The organism is Lutibacter sp., assembly GCF_021647475.1.
GTDB lineage: Bacteria > Bacteroidota > Bacteroidia > Flavobacteriales > Flavobacteriaceae > Lutibacter.
The window spans coordinates 1-20,506 of record NZ_JAKIUR010000048.1 but is presented as its reverse complement, the minus strand read 5'-3'; the positions used below and the strand labels follow the sequence as shown (position 1 = coordinate 20,506).

The 20,506-nt window shown below is 30.1% G+C and carries 18 protein-coding genes and 1 pseudogene; 8 read left to right on the top strand and 11 right to left on the bottom strand.

The features are described 5' to 3' along the window. Positions 1-324 precede the first annotated feature (324 nt). Positions 325-879, top strand: coding sequence for a hypothetical protein (locus L3J60_RS10905; protein WP_291975565.1), 555 nt, complete (start codon positions 325-327; stop codon positions 877-879). Between the two features lie 12 nt (positions 880-891). Then, complete coding sequence (locus tag L3J60_RS10900) at positions 892-1,443, top strand: hypothetical protein (RefSeq protein ID WP_291975564.1); 552 nt, start codon at positions 892-894, stop codon at positions 1,441-1,443. Positions 1,444-1,853: 410 nt separating this feature from the next. Here the strand turns inward: L3J60_RS10900 and rhuM (L3J60_RS10895) are convergent. The 7 genes and pseudogenes from rhuM (L3J60_RS10895) to thiL all read right to left on the bottom strand — a co-directional run. Next, positions 1,854-1,958 (bottom strand): annotated as a pseudogene (gene rhuM, locus L3J60_RS10895) (RhuM family protein); the annotation flags it as partial. Positions 1,959-2,016: 58 nt separating this feature from the next. Continuing rightward, positions 2,017-2,259: a RhuM family protein gene (rhuM, locus tag L3J60_RS10890; RefSeq protein WP_291975563.1), complete on the bottom strand. Its 243-nt coding sequence runs from the start codon at positions 2,257-2,259 to the stop codon at positions 2,017-2,019. Positions 2,260-2,354: 95 nt separating this feature from the next. Continuing rightward, complete coding sequence (locus tag L3J60_RS10885; RefSeq protein WP_291975562.1) at positions 2,355-2,831, bottom strand: DUF6155 family protein; 477 nt, start codon at positions 2,829-2,831, stop codon at positions 2,355-2,357. Further along, the gene (locus tag L3J60_RS10880; RefSeq protein ID WP_291975561.1) at positions 2,832-3,467 is read right to left on the bottom strand and encodes a hypothetical protein; all 636 of its coding nucleotides are present in this window, start codon (positions 3,465-3,467) and stop codon (positions 2,832-2,834) included. It abuts the gene before it with no gap. Positions 3,468-3,470: 3 nt separating this feature from the next. Then, complete coding sequence (locus tag L3J60_RS10875; RefSeq protein ID WP_291975560.1) at positions 3,471-4,901, bottom strand: restriction endonuclease subunit S; 1,431 nt, start codon at positions 4,899-4,901, stop codon at positions 3,471-3,473. A 35-nt stretch (positions 4,902-4,936) separates the two neighbouring features. Next, complete coding sequence (locus tag L3J60_RS10870) at positions 4,937-7,318, bottom strand: N-6 DNA methylase (protein WP_291975558.1); 2,382 nt, start codon at positions 7,316-7,318, stop codon at positions 4,937-4,939. Positions 7,319-7,616: 298 nt separating this feature from the next. Beyond that, positions 7,617-8,663: a thiamine-phosphate kinase gene (gene thiL / locus L3J60_RS10865; protein WP_291975556.1), complete on the bottom strand. Its 1,047-nt coding sequence runs from the start codon at positions 8,661-8,663 to the stop codon at positions 7,617-7,619. Between the two features lie 126 nt (positions 8,664-8,789). Here thiL and L3J60_RS10860 point away from each other — a divergent pair, with 126 nt between their 5' ends. The 6 genes from L3J60_RS10860 to sufD all read left to right on the top strand — a co-directional run bounded on the left by L3J60_RS10860 (position 8,790) and on the right by sufD (position 13,652). Further along, complete coding sequence (locus L3J60_RS10860) at positions 8,790-9,119, top strand: iron-sulfur cluster assembly accessory protein (protein WP_291975555.1); 330 nt, start codon at positions 8,790-8,792, stop codon at positions 9,117-9,119. 46 nt (positions 9,120-9,165) lie between these two features. Continuing rightward, entirely contained in the window at positions 9,166-9,537 is a 372-nt protein-coding gene (locus tag L3J60_RS10855; protein ID WP_291975554.1) for a four helix bundle protein, read from the top strand. Between the two features lie 28 nt (positions 9,538-9,565). Continuing rightward, positions 9,566-11,014 (top strand): Fe-S cluster assembly protein SufB, encoded by a 1,449-nt coding sequence (gene sufB / locus L3J60_RS10850; RefSeq protein WP_291975552.1) that lies wholly within the window; start codon positions 9,566-9,568, stop codon positions 11,012-11,014. A 1-nt stretch (position 11,015) separates the two neighbouring features. Next, positions 11,016-11,504, top strand: coding sequence for an NAD(P)H-dependent oxidoreductase (locus L3J60_RS10845; RefSeq protein WP_291975551.1), 489 nt, complete (start codon positions 11,016-11,018; stop codon positions 11,502-11,504). A 1-nt stretch (position 11,505) separates the two neighbouring features. Further along, positions 11,506-12,243, top strand: coding sequence for a Fe-S cluster assembly ATPase SufC (gene sufC / locus L3J60_RS10840; RefSeq protein WP_291975550.1), 738 nt, complete (start codon positions 11,506-11,508; stop codon positions 12,241-12,243). A gap of 86 nt (positions 12,244-12,329) precedes the next feature. Then, positions 12,330-13,652, top strand: coding sequence for a Fe-S cluster assembly protein SufD (sufD, locus tag L3J60_RS10835; protein WP_291975549.1), 1,323 nt, complete (start codon positions 12,330-12,332; stop codon positions 13,650-13,652). On the opposite strand, the gene L3J60_RS10830 is transcribed toward sufD, so the two are convergent. The 4 genes from L3J60_RS10830 to L3J60_RS10815 form a co-directional block, all read right to left on the bottom strand. Beyond that, positions 13,609-15,234: an OmpA family protein gene (locus L3J60_RS10830; protein WP_291975548.1), complete on the bottom strand. Its 1,626-nt coding sequence runs from the start codon at positions 15,232-15,234 to the stop codon at positions 13,609-13,611. The two genes, sufD and L3J60_RS10830, sit on opposite strands and share 44 nt — an antisense overlap. A 15-nt stretch (positions 15,235-15,249) precedes the next feature. Continuing rightward, entirely contained in the window at positions 15,250-16,152 is a 903-nt protein-coding gene (locus L3J60_RS10825) for a type IX secretion system membrane protein PorP/SprF (RefSeq protein WP_291975547.1), read from the bottom strand. Positions 16,153-16,218: 66 nt separating this feature from the next. After that, the gene (locus tag L3J60_RS10820) at positions 16,219-19,269 is read right to left on the bottom strand and encodes an Ig-like domain-containing protein (protein ID WP_291975546.1); all 3,051 of its coding nucleotides are present in this window, start codon (positions 19,267-19,269) and stop codon (positions 16,219-16,221) included. 113 nt (positions 19,270-19,382) lie between these two features. Further along, positions 19,383-20,267: a LytTR family DNA-binding domain-containing protein gene (locus L3J60_RS10815; RefSeq protein WP_291975545.1), complete on the bottom strand. Its 885-nt coding sequence runs from the start codon at positions 20,265-20,267 to the stop codon at positions 19,383-19,385. Positions 20,268-20,506 lie beyond the last annotated feature (239 nt).

Here is a 20,506-nt window from a genome sequence, read left to right as displayed (position 1 = left end):
TTTGAAGTAATCTTTTCATAAAAATGAGATTGCTTCCTCATTTCGCTTTGCTTCATTCATCGCAATGACGTAGCTTGTTGATTTTCAACCCGGTATTTATTTTCTTACATCGAACTCAGGTTATTACGTCAATTCGAGTAATTTTTGATAAAAAATAGTATCGAGAATAGGTTTTTTAGTTAAAAACAGCCATTCTCGATACTAATTTTAAGCCTAAAAAGGCTAAAATTCACTCGAATTGACGAAATTTTATCAAATCTTGCTATTAATCAACTATTTATAATAATTGTTTACATTTGTTACACTTTATAATCTCCAATTTTAATGAAGTACTTTTTTAATTTATTATTTTTTGTGTTGTTCTCGGGTTTAGCCTTTTCTCAGCAAAACAAACAGCACAAACACAAAATTACCTATACCAATACTAATAATTTTGAATTATTTGGTAATTCAGAAAGTGATTTTTCAGGTAGTAAAAGTACTGTTTATAATAAAGGATTTGGGTTTGAACTAAATAGTTTTAATGGGTTCTATATAACCCGAAAACTTGTTTTTTCTGTTGGTGTCGGAATTGTGTACAGCGTAAACGAATCTTATAAAGCTTTACCAATTGTTGCACAATTAAAATGGTATTTAAACGATTATCATTTAAATGGTCCTTTTATATTACTAAATACAGGTAGAAATTTACGTATTGGAAAATTTAGAGGAGGAGGATCCGCCAAATTGGGTATTGGCTATGTGCTTGAAAGTGACTACGATTTTAAATATGTTATTGGTGTCTATACCAAAGGCAAAGAATACATCTTAAATAACCAAACAAATTTTAATTATAATACCTTAAGCGTTGGTATTTCTATAGGAATAAGAACAAATTAATAATATAATTTTATGAAAAAATTAAAACAACTTTTACCCATTTTATTTTTATTATCTTTAGCTGTACAAAGTCAAAATAAAGCATCAGTAGAAAAATCAATATACGGAATCCAAACTGGTATTTTAGGAGTTTGGGGATATAATGAATCTAAGTTAACAAACTCCATAGCTTTACGAAGTGAAATAGGATTAGATGCTGGATTTAGAGGAGGTAGTAACATAAATACGGTTTTTGTACTTACACCTACAATTACAATTGAACCTAGATTTTATTATAATCTTAAGAAAAGAAGCAAAAAAGGGAAAAGCATTTTAAAAAATTCAGCTAATTTTTTAACTTTAGAATTCTTTTATGTTCCCAACTTATTTGTGATTTCTAACACTCGGAATGTGAGTGTTGCTAATTCTTTATCTATAATACCAAAATGGGGTATTAAACGTACTATTGGCAAACATTTTACTTATGAATTAGGTTTGGGTATTGGTTATTACATTGATTTAGATGATAGCCGATTTAATGATACTGTCGCAGATTTACACATACGATTTGGTTATACTTTTTAAACCTGGTTGTAATTCTCTTTCCTTTAGTTATTAAAATTAAACACTAATTTTGAGAAAATTAACTTTCAAACTAAAAACACCAAAGTAACTACAAGCGAATTGCCTGATGGACATATGAGTTATATTGAAAATAAAATTGAAGTAATTAAAATACTATCCAATTTTTTAAAACGATACTATTAATCTTCTTTCTAATTGTCCGTAATTAGTAATAACCTGAGTTCGACCTAAGGATTTACTTTAAATAACTGAAAATCAAAATGTCATTGCGAAAATTATAAATGTAGTGCCATAATTTGAAGTAATCTTTTCATAAAAATGAGATTGCTTCCTCATTTCGCTTTGCTTCATTCATCGCAATGACGTAGCTTGTTGATTTTCAGCCTGGTATTTATTTTCTTACATCGAACTCAGGCTAATACTTTACGCCAAAATACTTTTTCTGATGAACGAATATCTTGTATTCTCTGCGTTAGTTCTTCAAAATAATCGAAAGGTAGATTAGGGTTTTTTAAGCGTTCATCATTCTAATATAAATCCTTTTACTATGTATTCTCTTAATTGACTTGTTGCTCATTGCCTAAACTTAGTGGCTACATTCGACTTTATTCTGTAACCAACTGAAATAATTGCATCTAAATTGTAAAACTGACGTTCTCGTTTTACTTCTCTTTTACCTTCTATTTGAACTTGTAAGAAATCCTTACAAGTTGCTTTTTCTTCTAATTCGCCTTCTTTAAATATGTTTTTTAGATGAATGGTTTTGTGGTGTGGTGTGGTTTGAAACAACTTGCCATTAACTTTTGTGTTAACCAAACGGTTTCGTCTTGAAAACGGACATCTAATTTTGTTTCTCCGTTTTCATTTTGATAAATAATTAGTTGCGAATTGTTTTCTTGTATAATTTCTTTTTAATATTCAAAATCTAATCCATATTCATAACTTTTACTGACTAAATTATTAATTAGTTTTTTAAATTTTCTTTCAAAGCCATTTTCTTTAATTCCTTTTGTAGCACTGCAAAACATATTGACAACTGCTGTATAATACGGTTCATCCCAATAGCCAAAATCTTCAATGATATCTAAACAACAATAAACATAGTGCAATTCAAGAGTAACGGTTAATTCTGGAACTTTCATTTTACGAATGGTTCTAATTAATTTTCGTGCTTCTTTTTCTCGTAAAAGCATTTCTCGACCGTGAGGATATACATAATCTTCAATTTCAAATTTATATTTCTCTATTAATTGTTTAATGTTGCCTGTTGTAAAAATATCTAAATATTCTTTTGCCATTGGCACACTTTTATAGAGTTCTGAAATCATTTTAATAATTTCAGGTTTCTCCATTTGTTTCAATTCTTTATGTAGTTCTCGTAAGCCCATTTATTTCAAAAGACCATTGTTTTTTAATTCTCTGTGTATTTTAACTAAGTTTTCAGGTATTTCAGTGTGTATTAACCAATTTACATCTAAGCCATTTTTTATAGCCGTTTTCATTATCTTATCATTATCACCAATTAATTTACCTAATTTTATTAAATCATCTTTAAAATCAAGCAATAAATCTTCATCCATTTTATGTATTAGTAACAACACTTTAAATACTCTTGCAATAATGGCTGTACAAAATTTACGCAATTTTATTGGTGGTCGTGCTGTTAAAATATTGTCTTTATTTTGCCTAAGCACTTCAATTAAAAGCAATAAATTTAAACTTGCATCACCATATTTATCTTTGGTTATTTTTACGTGTTCGGTTATGTCTCCACTTAAATACCGAATATCCATATTTAAATAACTTATTTTATAAAACCGTTCAGTCATTCTTTTTACGTTAGTAATAATATGTTTTTCTTTTGCGGTTCTACGTTCTTCTACATTGCCATCATCTACTAACTCAAATTGTAATCTATTGGCTAATGTTAAATCTTTTTTTAGCAAACGTAAAATAAGTTTATCTTTTTCTACTGAAGGTAAATGACTTATTGCTGCTACAAATTCTTTAGTGTAAAATGCCATTTTTTAGTTGGTTTCTTGGTTAATATACTTTAGTGCTACTTCTTCATTTTCTTCAATAGCAATTTCTACTGCTTTTTTGGCAACTTCTAATAAATGTTCGCTTTGTTTTTTTAAGGCAAAACTTTCTTCTATTAAATTGGCTATTTGTTCTTGCTTTTTGTAATCTATAATTGGAACGACTACATTTTCTATTTCGCTTGAACGCCAATGTAAAATTATTGAACCACCTGCATCTCTTTCTGCTTGCATTTGTACAATTTTTGAGTTTAGGGCAAGTGTTAAATATTCAGGAATTATTCTTTTTTCATCTTTAACGTTTAAATGCAAAATTGCTCCTGACGTAATTCCATTATAATTTTGTCTTAGATGATAAGCAATACCAACACTTCCGTCTTTTGAAAATAATATTGTTCCTTTTTTAGGCTTTAGTTTCTTAATTTTATCTTGATTTTCTTTTACAAAATAATCAGAAATGTATTTTTGTGGTTCTGATAATCCATTTTTGGATAAATCTGCAACACGCATAAAGGGCAAACCATTTTCTACGTAATTTTTAGAACCTGGTTCTATAGATTTTTTAATATCTACAAGATTAGAAAGCATATCAAAAGGTTTACTTTTGACTTTGTTCACTACTTGTTCATATTTCTTTTGATAATACTCTGCATCCAACCTTCCACTTGTGCCAAAACTAGCTGCAAAACTTTTAATATTTATAGGCTCTTTACTTGCTGCAAAGTTTTGTAAACCTATTTCGTCTAATAAAAGGTTTTCGGCTTGGGTATAGGATTGTTTGGAATCTTTTAATAATTCATACTTCTCTAATATTATTATTTTTAATTTTATTTGAAAATCATTAGAAAGTATAGGCAATAATAAACGTTCAAGACTTTCATTTCCTAAATTTCTTTGACGAATTCCTTTTGCAAATCTTTCTAATTGCGTTCTCGAATATTCTGTAGATAAAACAACAAACAAGGATTCGTTATTTATATAAACTGTATCTGAAATAATTTTAATTTTAGCAACTCTTTGATTCCAACTACTATTTATAGGATTATAAATATAGTTTACTTTACCAACATCTGGCGGATCTCCTGTGAGTGTCATTAAGATATCTCCTTTTATAAGAAATTGTCCTTTTTGCTTATCAAATTCTTTAGTGTCAACTGTTGCCCAATCTTCTATATCTCTTCTGTTGGTTACATCTCCAATCTTAGATAATTTTATTCCTTTAATTGTATTAAATGAATCTGAACTGTAAGGCCTTCCATTAATAGCTGTTGCAATTTTGGCAAATGAAATTGTTTTTTTCTTATTTAATATTTCATCTATTAAAAGAAATTTTTTATCAAAATATTCTGATTCAATTCTAAAATCTATAACTGAATTTAGAAATGAATAATTAATTTCTATTGCTTCCAGCCCTTCCAACAACTCCTTATATCGAGTTTCGTTAAAAGGGCTTTTTACTTTCCCAGCACAAGACTTTCTTGCACAAAAGATAGTTTTTCTTTTTTAGCAAACTCAATAAAAGCTTCTGCTATTCCGTCTTTGGTTAAGTTATCGTGATTAAATAAGTCGTGTTTTACAATTAAATGTCCGTGAGTGTCTAATAAATATTCATCTAAATCTTGTGTTTTGGTTTCATAGTGGTTTGGGTTTTCTTCTGCAATGTCATTGCGAGGAGTTTGCGACGTGGCAATCTCATTATTAGAAACAGATTGCTTCAATCGTTCCTCTTTCGTAATGACGTTTGGAAAGTCGCCTTTTTTTACAAATATTTTATCACCACTATCGTCATTGCGAGGAGTTAGCGACGTGGCAATCTCATTATTAGAAACAGATTGCTTCAATCGTTCCTCTTTCGTAATGACGTTTGGAAAGTCGCCTTTTTTTACAAATATTTTATCTCCACTATCGTCATTGCGAGGAGTTAGCGACGTGGCAATCTCTTTATTAGTAGCAGATTGCTTCAATCGTTCCTCTTTCGTAATGACATTTGGAAAGTCGCCTTTTTTTACAAATATTTTATCTCCACTATTGTCTTTACTTGGTTCTTGCATTGTGGCAAAAAAGATAGGATAATCCTCTTTTTTAGGACATAATTTTTCATCCCATTTTTGCACAAAAAGCACAGATGTTTTAGTTCCAGTATGTGGTTTAAAAACATTGCCGTGCAAACCTACAACGGCTAAAATTCTACATTTTTCGGCAATATAATCTCTAATATTTTTATCGCTACTGTTGTTAAATCTACCTTGTGGCAAAACAACTGCCATTCTTCCACCAGATTTTAAAAAGTCTAAATTACGTTCAATAAACAAAATATCTCTACCCACTTTGGTTTGGTATTTTCCATTTGGTTTTTTGCCTAATTCGTATTTGGCTAAAATTCTACTTTCTTTAATGTCGCCTGCAAATGGTGGATTTGCCATTAAAACATCAAACTGAAAATCACGGTTGCTGTTTCGGTCGGCTCGTAGCCGTCGTAGTTTTTTCCAACCTTCATAATAGGTGTCTTGCCAATTTTCATCTTCCGTTTTTTCGTCCCAACGTTCGTAATCCAAAGTGTTTAAATGTAAAACATTTGTTTGTCCGTCTCCTGCAATTAGATTTAAAGTTCTCGCCACACGAACTGCTTTTTCGTCAAAATCAATGGCAAAAACTTTATTTTGCACATAATCGGTACATTCGGTTGGCTTTTCTTCTGCTGTAAATAAATGGCTTTTAGGTATTCCTTTTTCTTTTAGTATTTGTTCCCAGACGTGAAAAATAGAATGTACAGGAAAACCACAACTTCCAGCAGCCGTGTCAATTACGGTTTCTTCTTTTTGTGGGTTCATCATTTTCACACACATATCAATTACATATCTTGGTGTAAAATATTGCCCTTTTTCTCCTTTACTACTTTTGCCAATTAAATATTCAAAGGCTTCATCTACAACATCCAAATTTGAATTGAATAACTTAACATCTTGCAAAGAAGAAATACAAACAGATAGGTGAGAAGGTGTTAACATTATTTTACTGTCTTCTGTAAAAACGCCTTCCCATTTACTTTTTGCGTTATCAAAAACTTCTTGTATTTTTTCTTTTAGTTCGGTTTCCGTATCTCCATAATTTCTAAAACGCAAATGGCGAGTTTTATTTCTGCCACTTTCCATTTCATCATATAATTTGGTAAAAATAAGTTTAAACAATTCTTCAAAAACATCAACACCTGCGTTTGCCAAAACTTCATCTTCCATTTCCAAAATTAAATCTTTTAACGATTTTTTTTCGGTAACTAATTTGTCTTTTTTTACTAAATCATCTATTGTCCAACGTTCAGTTAATATGTCCGATAATTTTTCGTTAGTATTTGGGATTGCTGATAAATCTTCAAAATAGTTCGGGTCTTTTCTGTGGTAATATGATATTGAATTTCCATTACTCCATATTCCGATTGGTGCTCCAGTAGCATTACAGTAAGATTTTAGTTGTTCTTTTCCGTCTTTTAGTTTTGGTTTTTTCAATTCAACCATCATGTAAATAGAACGAGTATCTTTTTTGTCAAAAATTACAATATCAGCACGTTTTTTTTCACGTCCAAAACTAACCGCATATTCAATTTCCATTCTTTCAAATGGATAACCATATTCTTCATTCAAAACCATTAAGTAAAGTTGTCTAATGGCTTCTTCAGGTTTTAATTGAATGTCTTTTCTACGAACCAAACAGTTAATAAAAGGAACTTCTTTCCCACGAACTTCTTTTAAAAAGATGCTTTTCTCTAACTTCTCAACTTGTTCAGGTGTAAATTGAGTTAGTTTGTAGTTACTGTCTCTTAATATTTCGGTTAGTTTCATATTCTGTTGGTTATTTTTATTCAATCTGCAAGTTAATTAAAATTCATTTTTTGGGATTGTTTTCAAGTATTTTTTTTAGTTTACTAAGAGCGTTGGCAAGAAATTGCTCTTTTGGTTTTTTAAGCGTTGGAATTTAGCGTTGGGAAAAACCAAATGTGCAATTTGTGTGGTGGCTTTTTCTTTTCAGCAAGAATTTTTCGTTCTGGGCTTGTTGGTAACATTTGATAACCCGTGGGTTTATTGAATACGACCCTGAAACAAGTTCAGAGTGACGGATATTATGTTAAATTATAAATAATCAGTCTTCTTTTAAAGCATTCCAACCTTGAGCTGTTAATTTAATTTTTTGATTTGCTCTGGTAACTAAATTTGCACCTTCGCTTTCATCCGTAATATGGCCAATAACTGTTAAGTTCGGATTTCCTTTAATTTTCAAAAAATCTTCTTGTGAAATGGTAAATAGCAATTCATAATCTTCACCGCCACTTAAAGCAATGGTTGTACTATTTAATTCAAATTCTTCACAAGTTGCAATAACTTGAGGATCTAACGGTAATTTTTCTTCATATAAATTACAACCCACTTTTGATTGTGAGCAAATATGTAAAATTTCGGAAGATAATCCATCAGAAATATCTATCATCGATGTTGGTTTTACCTCTAATTTACTTAGTAATTCAATAATATCTTTTCGTGCTTCAGGCTTCAACTGACGTTCCACTAAATAACTATAATTAGTTAAATCTGGTTGTGAATTTGGATTCACTTTAAAAACCTGTTTTTCACGTTCTAACACTTGCAACCCTAAATATGCACCTCCTAAATCACCCGAAACTACTAACAAATCATTTGGCTTTGCAGTACTTCTATAAACTACCTTATCTTTATCAACTTCGCCAATAGCATTGATGCTTAATAATAATCCTTTTGTAGATGAAGTGGTATCTCCACCTACTAAATCTACATTGTAGTTTTTGCAAGCTAAATAAATTCCTTCGTATAATTCGTCTAAAGCTTCAAGCGGAAAACGATTAGAAACCGCTAATGAAACCGTAATTTGAGTTGCCGTTCCATTCATTGCGTAAATGTCTGATAAATTCACCATAACAGCTTTATACCCCAAGTGTTTCAAAGGCATGTAGCTTAAATCAAAATGAACACCTTCAATTAACAAATCGTTACTAATTAAAATTTGTTTATTTGTTGAAATTACCGCAGCATCATCTCCAACTCCTTTAATGGTTGACTTTTGAGTGCATTTAAAATTTTGAGTTAAATGATTTATTAATCCAAACTCTCCCAATTCCGCTAACTTTGTACGACTTACATTTTTATTTTCTAACATTTTGCAAAGATAATTTTTTATAGATAACATCTATTACCCAATCAGTGCAATCAATCCAAAATTATTATAAAAACTGATTATTTGTACTTATATTTGCACTAATTTAGAATTAATCTATATAAGCAAATGATAAACGTATCGGATATAGCAAAAAATAAAGTAGTAGAATTAATGAAGGAAGACGGATTAAATCCTGATATTCATTTTGTTAGAGTTGGTGTAAAAAGCGGTGGCTGTTCTGGTCTTTCTTACGAATTAAAATTTGATAAAGAAAAACAAGATACCGATAAACTTTTTGAAAGTAATGGCGTTAAAATAATAGTGGATACTAAAAGTTTTTTATACATAGCTGGTACTACGCTTGAATATTCTGGTGGATTAAATGGAACCGGGTTTGTTTTTAATAATCCTAATGCAGAACGTACTTGTGGATGTGGTGAATCGTTTTCTCTTTAGTTTAAAAGTTGGGAAGTTAAAATGTTTAAAAGTAGAATGTAAATAAATGGCAAAATTAAATTCTTTTGAAGAAATCATAGCTTGGCAAAAAGCAAGAGAATTAAATTCAATTATATATGCAATAACAAATACTAACAATTCTTTTTCTAAAGATTATGGATTACGAGACCAAATAAGAAGGGCAAGCGTCTCTATCTCTTCAAATATCGCTGAAGGATTTGAACGTGAGACAACAAAAGAATTTATACGATTTTTATATATTGCAAAAGCATCGGCTGGTGAATTTAGATCTCAGTTGTATTTAGCTTTTGATTTAGATTATATATCTAAAAATCAATTTGAAGAAATAAAATTAAAAATTAATGAAATTTCAAAGTTATTAAGCGGTTTTATAAAGTACTTAAAGTCAACCTTATAAACTTTTAACTTTTCAACATTCAAAACTTATGAACAAGTTTACAGAAGACGATTTAAAAAAAGACCTTGAAAATAAGGAATATAAATATGGTTTTTATACCGATATTGAATCTGATAAGTTCCCTGTTGGATTAAATGAAGACGTGGTTATTGCAATTTCTAAAAAGAAAAACGAACCAGCTTGGATGACCGAATGGCGTTTAGATGCTTTCAAAATTTGGAAAGAAATGAAAGAGCCAAATTGGGCAAATATAACTTATAAAAAACCTGATTTTCAAAATATTAGTTATTATGCTGCACCAAAAAAGAAACCTAAATTAGACAGTTTAGACGAGGTGGATCCTGAATTATTAAAAACATTTGAAAAACTTGGTATTTCGGTTGATGAACAAAAAAGATTAAGTAATGTAGCTGTTGATATTGTAATGGATTCTGTTTCAGTAGCAACTACCTTCAAAAAAACTTTAAATGAAAAAGGAATTATTTTTTGTCCGATTTCAGAAGCTATTGAAAAACATCCTGAATTGGTTAAAAAATATATTGGTAGCATTGTTCCTAAAACCGATAACTTTTATGCAGCACTAAATTCTGCCGTTTTTTCTGATGGTTCATTTTGTTATATTCCAAAAGGAGTTACTTGTCCGATGGAATTATCAACTTATTTTAGAATAAATGAAGGTGGAACAGGTCAATTTGAAAGAACACTTTTAATTGCAGATGAAGGTTCTTATGTAAGTTATTTAGAAGGCTGTACAGCTCCTGCTAGAGATGAAAATCAATTACATGCAGCAGTTGTTGAATTAATTGTTTTAGAGGATGCTGAAATAAAATATTCAACGGTTCAAAACTGGTACCCAGGTGATAAAGAAGGTAAAGGTGGAGTTTATAATTTTGTAACAAAAAGAGCTCTTTGTGAAAAAAATGCCAAAATTTCTTGGACTCAGGTAGAAACTGGAAGTGCCATTACTTGGAAATATCCAAGTTGTATTTTAAAAGGTGATAATTCAGTAGGTGAATTTTACTCTATTGCCGTTACAAATAACCATCAACAAGCAGATACAGGAACTAAAATGATTCACTTAGGCAATAATACCAAAAGTACCATAATTTCTAAAGGAGTTTCTGCCGGAAAATCTAACAATTCTTATAGAGGATTAGTAAAAGTTGGACCGAGAGCAAATAATGCTCGTAATTTTTCGCAATGTGATTCTTTATTAATGGGTAATGAATGTGGAGCACATACTTTTCCGTACATAGAAGTAAAAAATAAAACAGCTCAAATTGAGCACGAAGCAACTACAAGCAAAATTGGTGAAGATCAGTTATTTTATTGCAACCAACGTGGAATTAATACCGAAAAAGCAATTGCTTTAATTGTTAACGGTTTTAGTAAAGATGTGCTAAATAAATTACCTATGGAATTTGCTGTAGAAGCTAGAAAATTATTAGAAATCAGCTTAGAAGGAAGTGTTGGATAATATGGAAAATAAAAAAGTAATTATTTTAGGCTCTTCCCGAAGTGGAGGAAATACGGCAAATATTGCCACAATAATTTCAGAAAAATACAATATCGATATTATTGATTTAAATAATTATAATATTACCTATTATGATTATGAAAGTAAAAACTTAGGAGATGATTTTTTGCCACTTATAAAATCAATTATCGATAAATATGATACACTTATTTTTGCTACGCCAGTGTATTGGTACAATATGAGTGGAATAATGAAGGTGTTTTTTGATCGATTTTCAGATTTAATACGGATTGAAAAAGAAACAGGTCGAAAATTAAAAGGTAAAAATATGTTTGTTATTTCTAATTCTCATGATGATAAAATTGACAAAAAATTTTACATTCCTTTTCAAAAATCAGCAAATTATCTTGGCATGAATTATACGGGTGAATTGCATTTTAATGCCGATAAAATTAATGAATTAAAAAATATAGAATTAATACAACTATAAAATGTTAAAAGTAACTAATTTACACGCAAGCATAAACGATAAAGAAATATTAAAAGGAATAAACCTTGAAATAAATCCTGGTGAAGTTCATGCAATTATGGGTCCTAATGGTTCAGGAAAAAGTACTTTAGCTGCAGTTATAGCAGGCAAAGAAGAATATGTAGTAACCGAAGGTTCTGTAACGCTTGACGGAGAAGATTTAAAAGATTTAGCTCCCGAAGAAAGGGCACATAAAGGCATCTTTTTGTCTTTTCAATATCCTATTGAAATTCCAGGTGTTACCGTTACCAACTTCATTAAAACTGCTATAAACGAAACTAGAAAGGCAAATGGTTTAGAAGAATTACCAGCAAAAGAAATGCTAAAATTAATTCGTGAAAAATCAGATCTATTAGAAATTGATCGTAAATTTTTATCGCGCTCTTTAAATGAAGGTTTTTCAGGTGGTGAAAAAAAGAGAAATGAAATTTTTCAAATGGCAATGCTTGAACCAAAATTAGCCATTTTAGACGAAACGGATTCTGGGTTAGATATTGATGCGTTAAAAGTTGTTGCCAAAGGAGTTAATAAACTTAAAAATAAAAAAAATGCCGTAGTACTAATAACCCATTATCAACGTTTGTTAGACTACATTGTGCCTGATTTTGTTCACGTTTTATACAATGGCAAAATTGTAAAATCAGGAGGCAAAGAATTGGCTCACGAATTAGAAAAAAAAGGATACGACTGGTTGAAATAATTATTAAAAGTAAACAGTTTACAGTTACAGTAAACAGAAAATTATTTCCTGATTACTGAAAACTAATTACTGAAAACTCATAAAAAATGGATTTAAAAGAAAAATTAGTCTCTTCATTTTTAGCTTTTGAAAATGAAGGAAATTTAGACCTCGATTCTAACACACATGCCATTCGATTAGAAGCAATTAAATCTTTTGAGGCACATGGTTTCCCTTCTAAAGCAAATGAAGATTGGAAATATACCAATCTTAAACCTTTGCTAAAACATGATTATTGTTTGTTTCCAACTACTAAAAATCCTGTTGGATTTAAAAATATTAGAAAATATTTATTAAATGATATTGAAACTTATACGTTGGTTTTTATTGATGGTGTATTTAGTTCATTTTTATCTACTACAACACATGATGATTGTGATGTTTGTGTGTTATCCTCAGCGTTAAATCGTCCTAAATACAAAATGGTTGTAGATAATTATTTTAATAAAATAGCAAACAAAAATGAAAGTATCTCACAATTAAATACTGCATTTACTATTGAAGGAGCATTTATTAACGTTCCAAAAAATACCATTGTTCCAAAACCTGTTCAAATTATTTATTTTTCTACAGGAAGTGAAAAAGAAGTAATGCTTCAACCAAGAAATTTAATAATTGTAGGTGAAAATTCACATGTTCAAATAATTGAACGTCATCAAAACTTATCAGATGAAATTACTTTTACAAATGCCGTAACTGAAGTATTTGCAAATAAAAGAGCCGTTGTAGATTATTATAAAATTCAAAATGACACGGAAAACTCATCATTAATTGATAGCACATACGTATCACAAAAAATGCAAAGCGTTGCTTCAGTTAACACCTTTTCATTTGGAGGAAAATTAACTCGGAATAATTTAGAATTTTATCATGAAGGCGAAGGAATTACTTCAAATTTAAATGGCATTACTATTTTAAATAATGAACAGCACGTTGATAACACAACTTTAGTAGAACATAAATTTCCTAATTGTGAAAGTCATGAACTTTACAAAGGAATTTATGCAGATAAATCTTCTGCTGTTTTCAATGGTAAGGTAATTGTAAAGCACGATGCTCAAAAAACCAATGCTTTTCAGCAAAATAATAATATTTTAATAGATGATGGAGCTACTATTAATTCTAAACCTCAATTAGAAATTTTTGCTGATGATGTAAAATGCTCGCATGGTTGTACCATTGGACAATTAGATGAAAGTGCATTATTTTATATGCAAACACGTGGAATTCCTAAAAAAGAAGCTAGAGCATTATTGTTATATGCTTTTGGAAATGATGTAGTTGAAAAAATAAAAATACCACAATTAAAATCTAAAATTGCAAAATTTATTGCAAATAAGCTAAATGTAGATTTAGGATTTGATTTATAGCTTTTGGGTTTACTATTACAAATTCAGTTCTTCTATTCATTTGATGTTCTGCCTCTGTACATTTTACTCCATTTGAACATTTGTTAACTAATTGAGTTTCTCCAAACCCTTTTGCTATTAGCCTATTTTTATTAATTCCTTTACTAATAATATACGTTATGGTAGCTACGGCTCTTTTTGTAGATAATTTTTGATTATAATTACTATTACCTCTACTATCAGTATGTGACCCTGCTTCTATTTTAATTGATGGATATTTACGCATAATTTCAACTACTTTATCTAGCTCACTTGTGGCATCTTTTCTAATATTAGATTTATTATAATCAAAATAAATTGGATTAATATTTACCATTAACTTACCTCTTACTTCTATAAATTCATTTGATTTTTTCGGTAAGGTTTCTAAAGTTAATTCTAAATTGGTAGGATTATTTGAACTAAAATCTTCTAAAAACTCTTTATAACTCTCTTTTGATGCACTAATTTTAAACGATTCATCACAAACTATATTAAATTTAAAAGTAGCATTTTCGTTAGCGATTATACTTTCTTTTTTATTTCCATTCGAATCGTATAGTAGAATTAATGCACCCGATATCAGTTTACCAGTTCCTTTTTCCTTAACCACACCAGTAACAACCTCATTACAATTGAATTTTAAAGGTGTTAATTCTTCAAAAGAATAGATATCATCATCTCCTTTTCCACCCTCTCTATTAGAAGATAAAAAACCAGTATTTTTACCATTTTGTTTTACATATCCAAAATCATCTGAAACACTATTAATAGGTTGTCCAAGATTTATTGGTACATAATACGTATTGTTTTTTCTTAATTTAGTAGCATAAATATCCAATCCTCCCATAGCATCTGAATATCCATTTGATGAAAAGTACAATACGTTATTTTCATCTATAAACGGAAACATTTCACTTTTGGCTGTATTTATTTCAGGACCTAAATTTTTAGGTGTACCATAAGTTCCATCCTTATGAATAGCAACTTTGTAAATATCAGTTAAACCCAAAGAACTAGGCATATCTGAAATAAAATATAGCGTGTCTCCTTCTTTATTTAAGGCTGGGTGACCTGTTTGGTAATTATCGCTATTAAAAGGCATTGCTTCAATATTTCCCCATTCTCCATTTTCACCCATTTGAGCTTTATACAATTGAATTAAATTTACTCCAGTTGAATCTTTTTTAAACTTTTTATTTAAAAAATTATTTCTTGAAAAATAAATGGTTTTTAAATCTTTTGTAAATACTACATCCGCATCATGAAATTTAGAATTTAAGGTTTTAGAAAATAGTTGAACGTTACTTATTTCTTCATCATTACCAAAAGTCCCTTTAAATAACTCTAAATAAGGTTCCTTATTTACAAGCCATACTCCTCTTCTTATTATTGATTTATCTTTTCTTGCAGAAGCAAACACGACTGTATTTTCACCATAAAAACTAACTCCAAAATCTGAATATTTCGTATTTACAACACTGTTTTTAATTTTATATTTAAGATCTTGAGCATTTGTAAATGCTATAGCGAACAGTATAATTATAAGGGTAATTTTTTTCATTTCTTGTTTTTTAAATTAAAAGAATCTTGGACTCTTAAGGTTTCTTCTGTTAAAATCAAATAACAACATAATTTCGTGTGAACCTGAATTATAATCTCCAAAATTAGAGGTGGTATAATCATAAGCATATCCAATTCTAAAATCTTCATTTATATTAAATCCAACCATAGCACTAATAGAATCATCAAATCTATATGATAAACCTATTTCAAATTTTTCATTAAATAATAAATTTCCAGAAATATCTACAGATATAGGAGCTCCTGACGTTGCCTTTATCATTGTTGAAGGTTTCAACTTTAAATTTTCGCTTAAGTCAAACACATATCCCGAAGTTAAAAAATAATGCATTTTCTCCGTCGCAGAACTTACAACACCTCCACCTTTCTCAAGATGTCTTGTTTCCAAAAAATTTGGAGCTGAAAACCCTAAATAAAATTTATTAGTATAATAATAAAGACCTGCACCAAAATTTGGTGAAGTCTTATGAATAGGAATATTTAATGGATCCGAATCGTTTGTTATTAAATTTCTAACATCTAAAAAAGATATTCCTCCTTTTAATCCAAAAGCCAATCTGCCTTCATCTGAAGTTATAATTGTATAAGAAAAATCTACATAAATATTATTTTCTTTTACAGGCCCTATTTCATCGTTTATTATAGATAATCCTAATCCTACGGCTTTGCCAACAGGCGAATGTAGTGATAGGGTGAATGTTTTTGGAGCACCATCAAGTCCAACCCATTGCGTTCTTCCTAACAAACCTAAACTAGTAATCCCTTTTGAGCCAGCATAGGCGGGGTTTATCACATTCATATTATACATGTACTGTGTGTATTGTGCATCTTGTTGACCGAACACAGTAGTAATAGATAATAAGGTTAAAATCCCTAATATTATTTTTATTTTTTTCATAAATTCTACTTAAAATTTTATTAAAAAATGATTTATTTTAACCATCACTCTTCAAAATTTAATTTTTTATTTTCTTAAATAAATCCAACCTGTTTGAGGTTTTCTTTTATTATTATTATTAAAATATATAGTATAAAAATAAGTGCCAACTGGAAGTTCTTTATTGCTAAAATTCCATCTACCGTCTGAAAAACCATTCCACCATAATGGTATCGAATTTGGATTTCCATCATGCTTATATTTATACACTATATTACCATACCTGTTTACAATTTCCATACTAAAGTTTGGATAGATAACTTGTAAATACCTAATTTCAAATAAATCATTAATACCATCCCCATTAGGTGTAAATTCTTCTGGAAAGGTAACCATTGCAACAGGTACCGTAGTAATTTCATCTTGATCATTTTCAGATGCATCTCCATTCCCTGGAATAGAATTTGGATCCGCTTGATTGGCAGAATACACCTCTGCAATATTTGTATAATCACCAGATGCATTAACCATTGCCCTAATTGTTAATGTTTCATTTGCACCATTGCCAACTATACCAACATTCCATATTCCTGTAGTACTATCATAATCACCTAATGAAGCCGTGTAACTTATAAATGAATATCCAGATGTTAATTGATCTATTACAGAAACTCCAGTTGCATCATTAGGTCCATCATTTGAAAGTGTTATTGTAAATTCAATATTTTCACCCACATTAGGAGTTATATTATCAACCGTTTTAACCATTGATAAATCAGACATATCTTCAATTATTGTTATGGCAACTATTCCTGTATCACATGCACCCTCATTATCACAAACCGAATATTCAAACGTATCAGTACCACTAAAATTAAGATTTGGTGTATATGTAATTTCTCCTGTTGTAGTATTCACACTCAGCGTACCATTTGCTGGAGGTGTTACTACCGTTACACTTGTTGGATCAACTGTTCCATCTATATCTGTATCATTGTTAATAACCGCTATCACAACAGGAATATCTTCATTGGTGCTTGCTGTATCGTCCACTGCCACAGGAGCATCATTTACTGGATTTACCGTTACCGTTACTGTAGCCGTATCGCTTCCGCCATTGCCATCGCTTATCGTATAATCAAAACTTGCTGGTCCGTTGTAATTTGCATCTGGAGTAAAAGTTACCGTGCCATCGCCATTTAATACGATCGTCCCATTTGTTGGATTGCTTACGCCCGTAATCGTTAAGGTATCTCCATCTAAATCCGTATCGTTTGGATCTACAATATCTGCATTGCTTAACGTTACTGCCGTATCTTCATTTGTACTTGCCGTATCATCTACCGCTACTGGAGCATCATTTACTGGATTTACCGTTACATTTACTGTCGCTGTGTCTGTTCCGCCATTACCATCACTAATCGTATAATCAAAACTTGCTGGTCCGTTATAATTCGCATCTGGAGTAAAAGTTACCGTGCCATCGCCATTTAATACGATCGTCCCATTTGTTGGATTGCTTACGCCTGTAATCGTTAAGGTATCTCCATCTAAATCCGTATCGTTTGGATCTACAATATCTGCATTGCTTAACGTTACTGCCGTATCTTCATTTGTACTTGCCGTATCATCTACCGCTACTGGAGCTGTATTTGATACCGTTAGTAACGCTGAATTAGAAATTTGATCTGAATCACAAACATAAGCAGGAGTAGAAATAACTACTCTATATAAATTACCATCTAAAGAATGATTGTTAATTGCAATCGTTAATGAAGAAGTCGTTACATTACTATAATTACCTCCGTTTATTAAATTAGTCCAAGAACCAACTCCATTCACTTGTTCTTGCCATTGGTATTGTTCTGCTGTACCAGTTCCCGAAGTGGTTACTACAACGTTAAAAGTTACATCATTTACTGGTATTGCTGTTGCATCAACTGGTTGTGTTGTTATTCCTGTAACAGCTACACTAGCTTGCAAATAATCATCCGTTCCATTTAAATCGTTATCTGAAGGTAATGTATTATATGTAGCTCCTGTTATACCTGCTGCTATTACAAGTCCATTCGCATCAACAGCAGGGAGTCCAAGTCCGTATTGCCCATCTGCGTCTGCATCAGTACCTGAGCCATAAACTTCATCTACATCCATACATCCATCATTATCAGAATCTGTATCTAAATGATTTGGTAAAGAATCTGCATCTGCACTTGCTTCATACACATCTGGCACTCCATCACTATTTGCATCCGTATAATCAGTTGTTGAACCGTCTGGGGTGTATGCCCCTGACACACCAAAATCATCTGAAGTATCTAAATAATTAGGCAATCCATCACCATCTGCATCTCCATTAGGATCGTTTCCCCCAGCTTCTACCACATCTAATATGCCATCATTATCATCATCTAAATCCATATCATCTGTAACTCCGTCATTATCATTATCTCCAAGACATACCGCATAAAGTGGTGTTCCTATTGGAAAGTCATTATCATTCATATCAAAATCCTTCAAATAGCCATTATTAGCATAATTATCAAATTCAATAACTGATACATCGTTAAATTCATACATTACCCTACTTGTAGGTCCATTTGATTCATTTTGAGTGCCAACTGCATTTAAATCGGGTGGCGTATTGTCAATTAATAAATTTGTGGGAATAGCAGTTGCACTGAAACGAACATTTGCACCACAATCGGTTGCTAAAGCTTCATTATTTGGACCGTCAATATCATTAATTACAAACCTAAAATCATTTACTGGAATAGGGGTAACGCCATCTGCTTGCAAAAACGAATACCTAATACGACTGTAGTTATTAGGAATTCCAGAGGTTGCGGAAGAAATTCTATATCTAATATTATCTCCACTTTGGGTAAAATTACCAACTGCTGGACCTGCAATTCTTTCAGCTCTAATATATGCCAATGATGGAATTGTTGGGGAGGTAACATTAAAAAGAGTATTATCTGTACCGCTTCCAGATGCAACACCTGTAACGGTAACTAGTTCATAATTTTGAGCTATTAGTTTTCCGTTAGTGAAAAAAGTTGCTATTAAAATTGAAAACACTAATAAATAGTGATTAAATTTTACCTTGGAATTTTTTTTTGAGTAATTGTTTTCCATTACATATAATTGATTAATTTTTATTCTTTCTATATTTATCTCTTAATTAATTCTGCAAAAGTACCCAATAATAAATGTCAGACTATCGTTGCATAAGGTTTTTCATAAGTTGTTTAGCTTTTTTCACTAAATGCATACTTCTCTTTTAGGTATTTATAGTTCTTTCTAGACAAAGGGATACTCTCTTTACATTTATCAACTATTAATACTGCTTTTTGTGAATTGCCTTCAATTTTTTTTATCATATTTAAATTTATTATATAAGATCTATGACATTGAAACAGTTTATTATGTTCAATTATATCTTTAGCAACATTATTTAAACTATTTCTAATAATTTTTACTTCAACTTTATTGTCTTCATTTAGCAAAACAATTTTAATATAGTGACCTATAGATTTTATAAATAATAGGCTCTCTAAATCTATTTTAACAACTTCTTCTTTGTTTTTCCCATAAATAAGAACTTGTTCCTTTTTAGAATTAACTTTTAATTTATTAAATAAGATTTGATTATTTTCTGAAAAATTTAGATTAAGAAAAAATATAAATCTTGAGAAAAAATAGATTATAACTCCAATCGGTATAATATAAAATAGACCTACACTAAATAAGTTAACTGATGAAGAAATCTCATTTTGATATATAAAATGGACAGCATAATAAGCCCAAGATAGATATATTAATGTGTTTAAAATAAAAGCCTTAGCATACCTAATAATATCTTTCTTAAATGTCCAACTTTTTAAATTGATTTTTTTATAAGTTAATATATTGTAAACCCAACTAAAAAAACTAAAGATGAAAGCTGTAATAAATGAAACTTGTGATAAAGATTTAAGCGAGAGGTCAATTATTACATACGGCTTAAAAATAAAAACAAATAAGAATATAAATATAAACTCTAAAATTGAATCCTTAACAATAAATCCAAATTTAATGCTTACTGGACAAATTGAATTTAAAAAAAGGTGTAATTTATTTTTATATGAACCCAAAAATTCTTTTGTTTAGTAATTTTTTTAGTTAATCTAAGTTAATTTTAAATTAGTTTGTAATAAAAAATTAATCAATTCAAAAATTGTTAAATTTATTTATAACTAATAGGAGTCAGGGCAAACTCACACTTTTTCTTTGATAAAAGCTAGATAATCAGTTGATTTATAGTTGTCAAAGTTATTAATTATTTGTATATTATACTGATAATCAATAATTTACACCAATGACATCAAGTAGT

What these genes read in the sequence shown, in the direction of transcription:
- L3J60_RS10825 (WP_291975547.1), bottom strand. Translation starts at nt 16,152, where the DNA reads ATGAAAAAAATAAAAATAATATTAGGGATTTTAACCTTATTATCTATT.
- L3J60_RS10885 (WP_291975562.1), bottom strand. Translation starts at nt 2,831, where the DNA reads ATGGGCTTACGAGAACTACATAAAGAATTGAAACAAATGGAGAAACCT.
- L3J60_RS10845 (WP_291975551.1), top strand. Translation starts at nt 11,016, where the DNA reads ATGGAAAATAAAAAAGTAATTATTTTAGGCTCTTCCCGAAGTGGAGGA.
- sufB (WP_291975552.1), top strand. Translation starts at nt 9,566, where the DNA reads ATGAACAAGTTTACAGAAGACGATTTAAAAAAAGACCTTGAAAATAAG.
- sufC (WP_291975550.1), top strand. Translation starts at nt 11,506, where the DNA reads ATGTTAAAAGTAACTAATTTACACGCAAGCATAAACGATAAAGAAATA.
- L3J60_RS10905 (WP_291975565.1), top strand. Translation starts at nt 325, where the DNA reads ATGAAGTACTTTTTTAATTTATTATTTTTTGTGTTGTTCTCGGGTTTA.
- L3J60_RS10820 (WP_291975546.1), bottom strand. Translation starts at nt 19,269, where the DNA reads ATGGAAAACAATTACTCAAAAAAAAATTCCAAGGTAAAATTTAATCAC.
- sufD (WP_291975549.1), top strand. Translation starts at nt 12,330, where the DNA reads ATGGATTTAAAAGAAAAATTAGTCTCTTCATTTTTAGCTTTTGAAAAT.
- thiL (WP_291975556.1), bottom strand. Translation starts at nt 8,663, where the DNA reads ATGTTAGAAAATAAAAATGTAAGTCGTACAAAGTTAGCGGAATTGGGA.
- L3J60_RS10860 (WP_291975555.1), top strand. Translation starts at nt 8,790, where the DNA reads ATGATAAACGTATCGGATATAGCAAAAAATAAAGTAGTAGAATTAATG.
- L3J60_RS10880 (WP_291975561.1), bottom strand. Translation starts at nt 3,467, where the DNA reads ATGGCATTTTACACTAAAGAATTTGTAGCAGCAATAAGTCATTTACCT.
- L3J60_RS10900 (WP_291975564.1), top strand. Translation starts at nt 892, where the DNA reads ATGAAAAAATTAAAACAACTTTTACCCATTTTATTTTTATTATCTTTA.
- L3J60_RS10870 (WP_291975558.1), bottom strand. Translation starts at nt 7,318, where the DNA reads ATGAAACTAACCGAAATATTAAGAGACAGTAACTACAAACTAACTCAA.
- L3J60_RS10830 (WP_291975548.1), bottom strand. Translation starts at nt 15,234, where the DNA reads ATGAAAAAAATTACCCTTATAATTATACTGTTCGCTATAGCATTTACA.
- L3J60_RS10855 (WP_291975554.1), top strand. Translation starts at nt 9,166, where the DNA reads ATGGCAAAATTAAATTCTTTTGAAGAAATCATAGCTTGGCAAAAAGCA.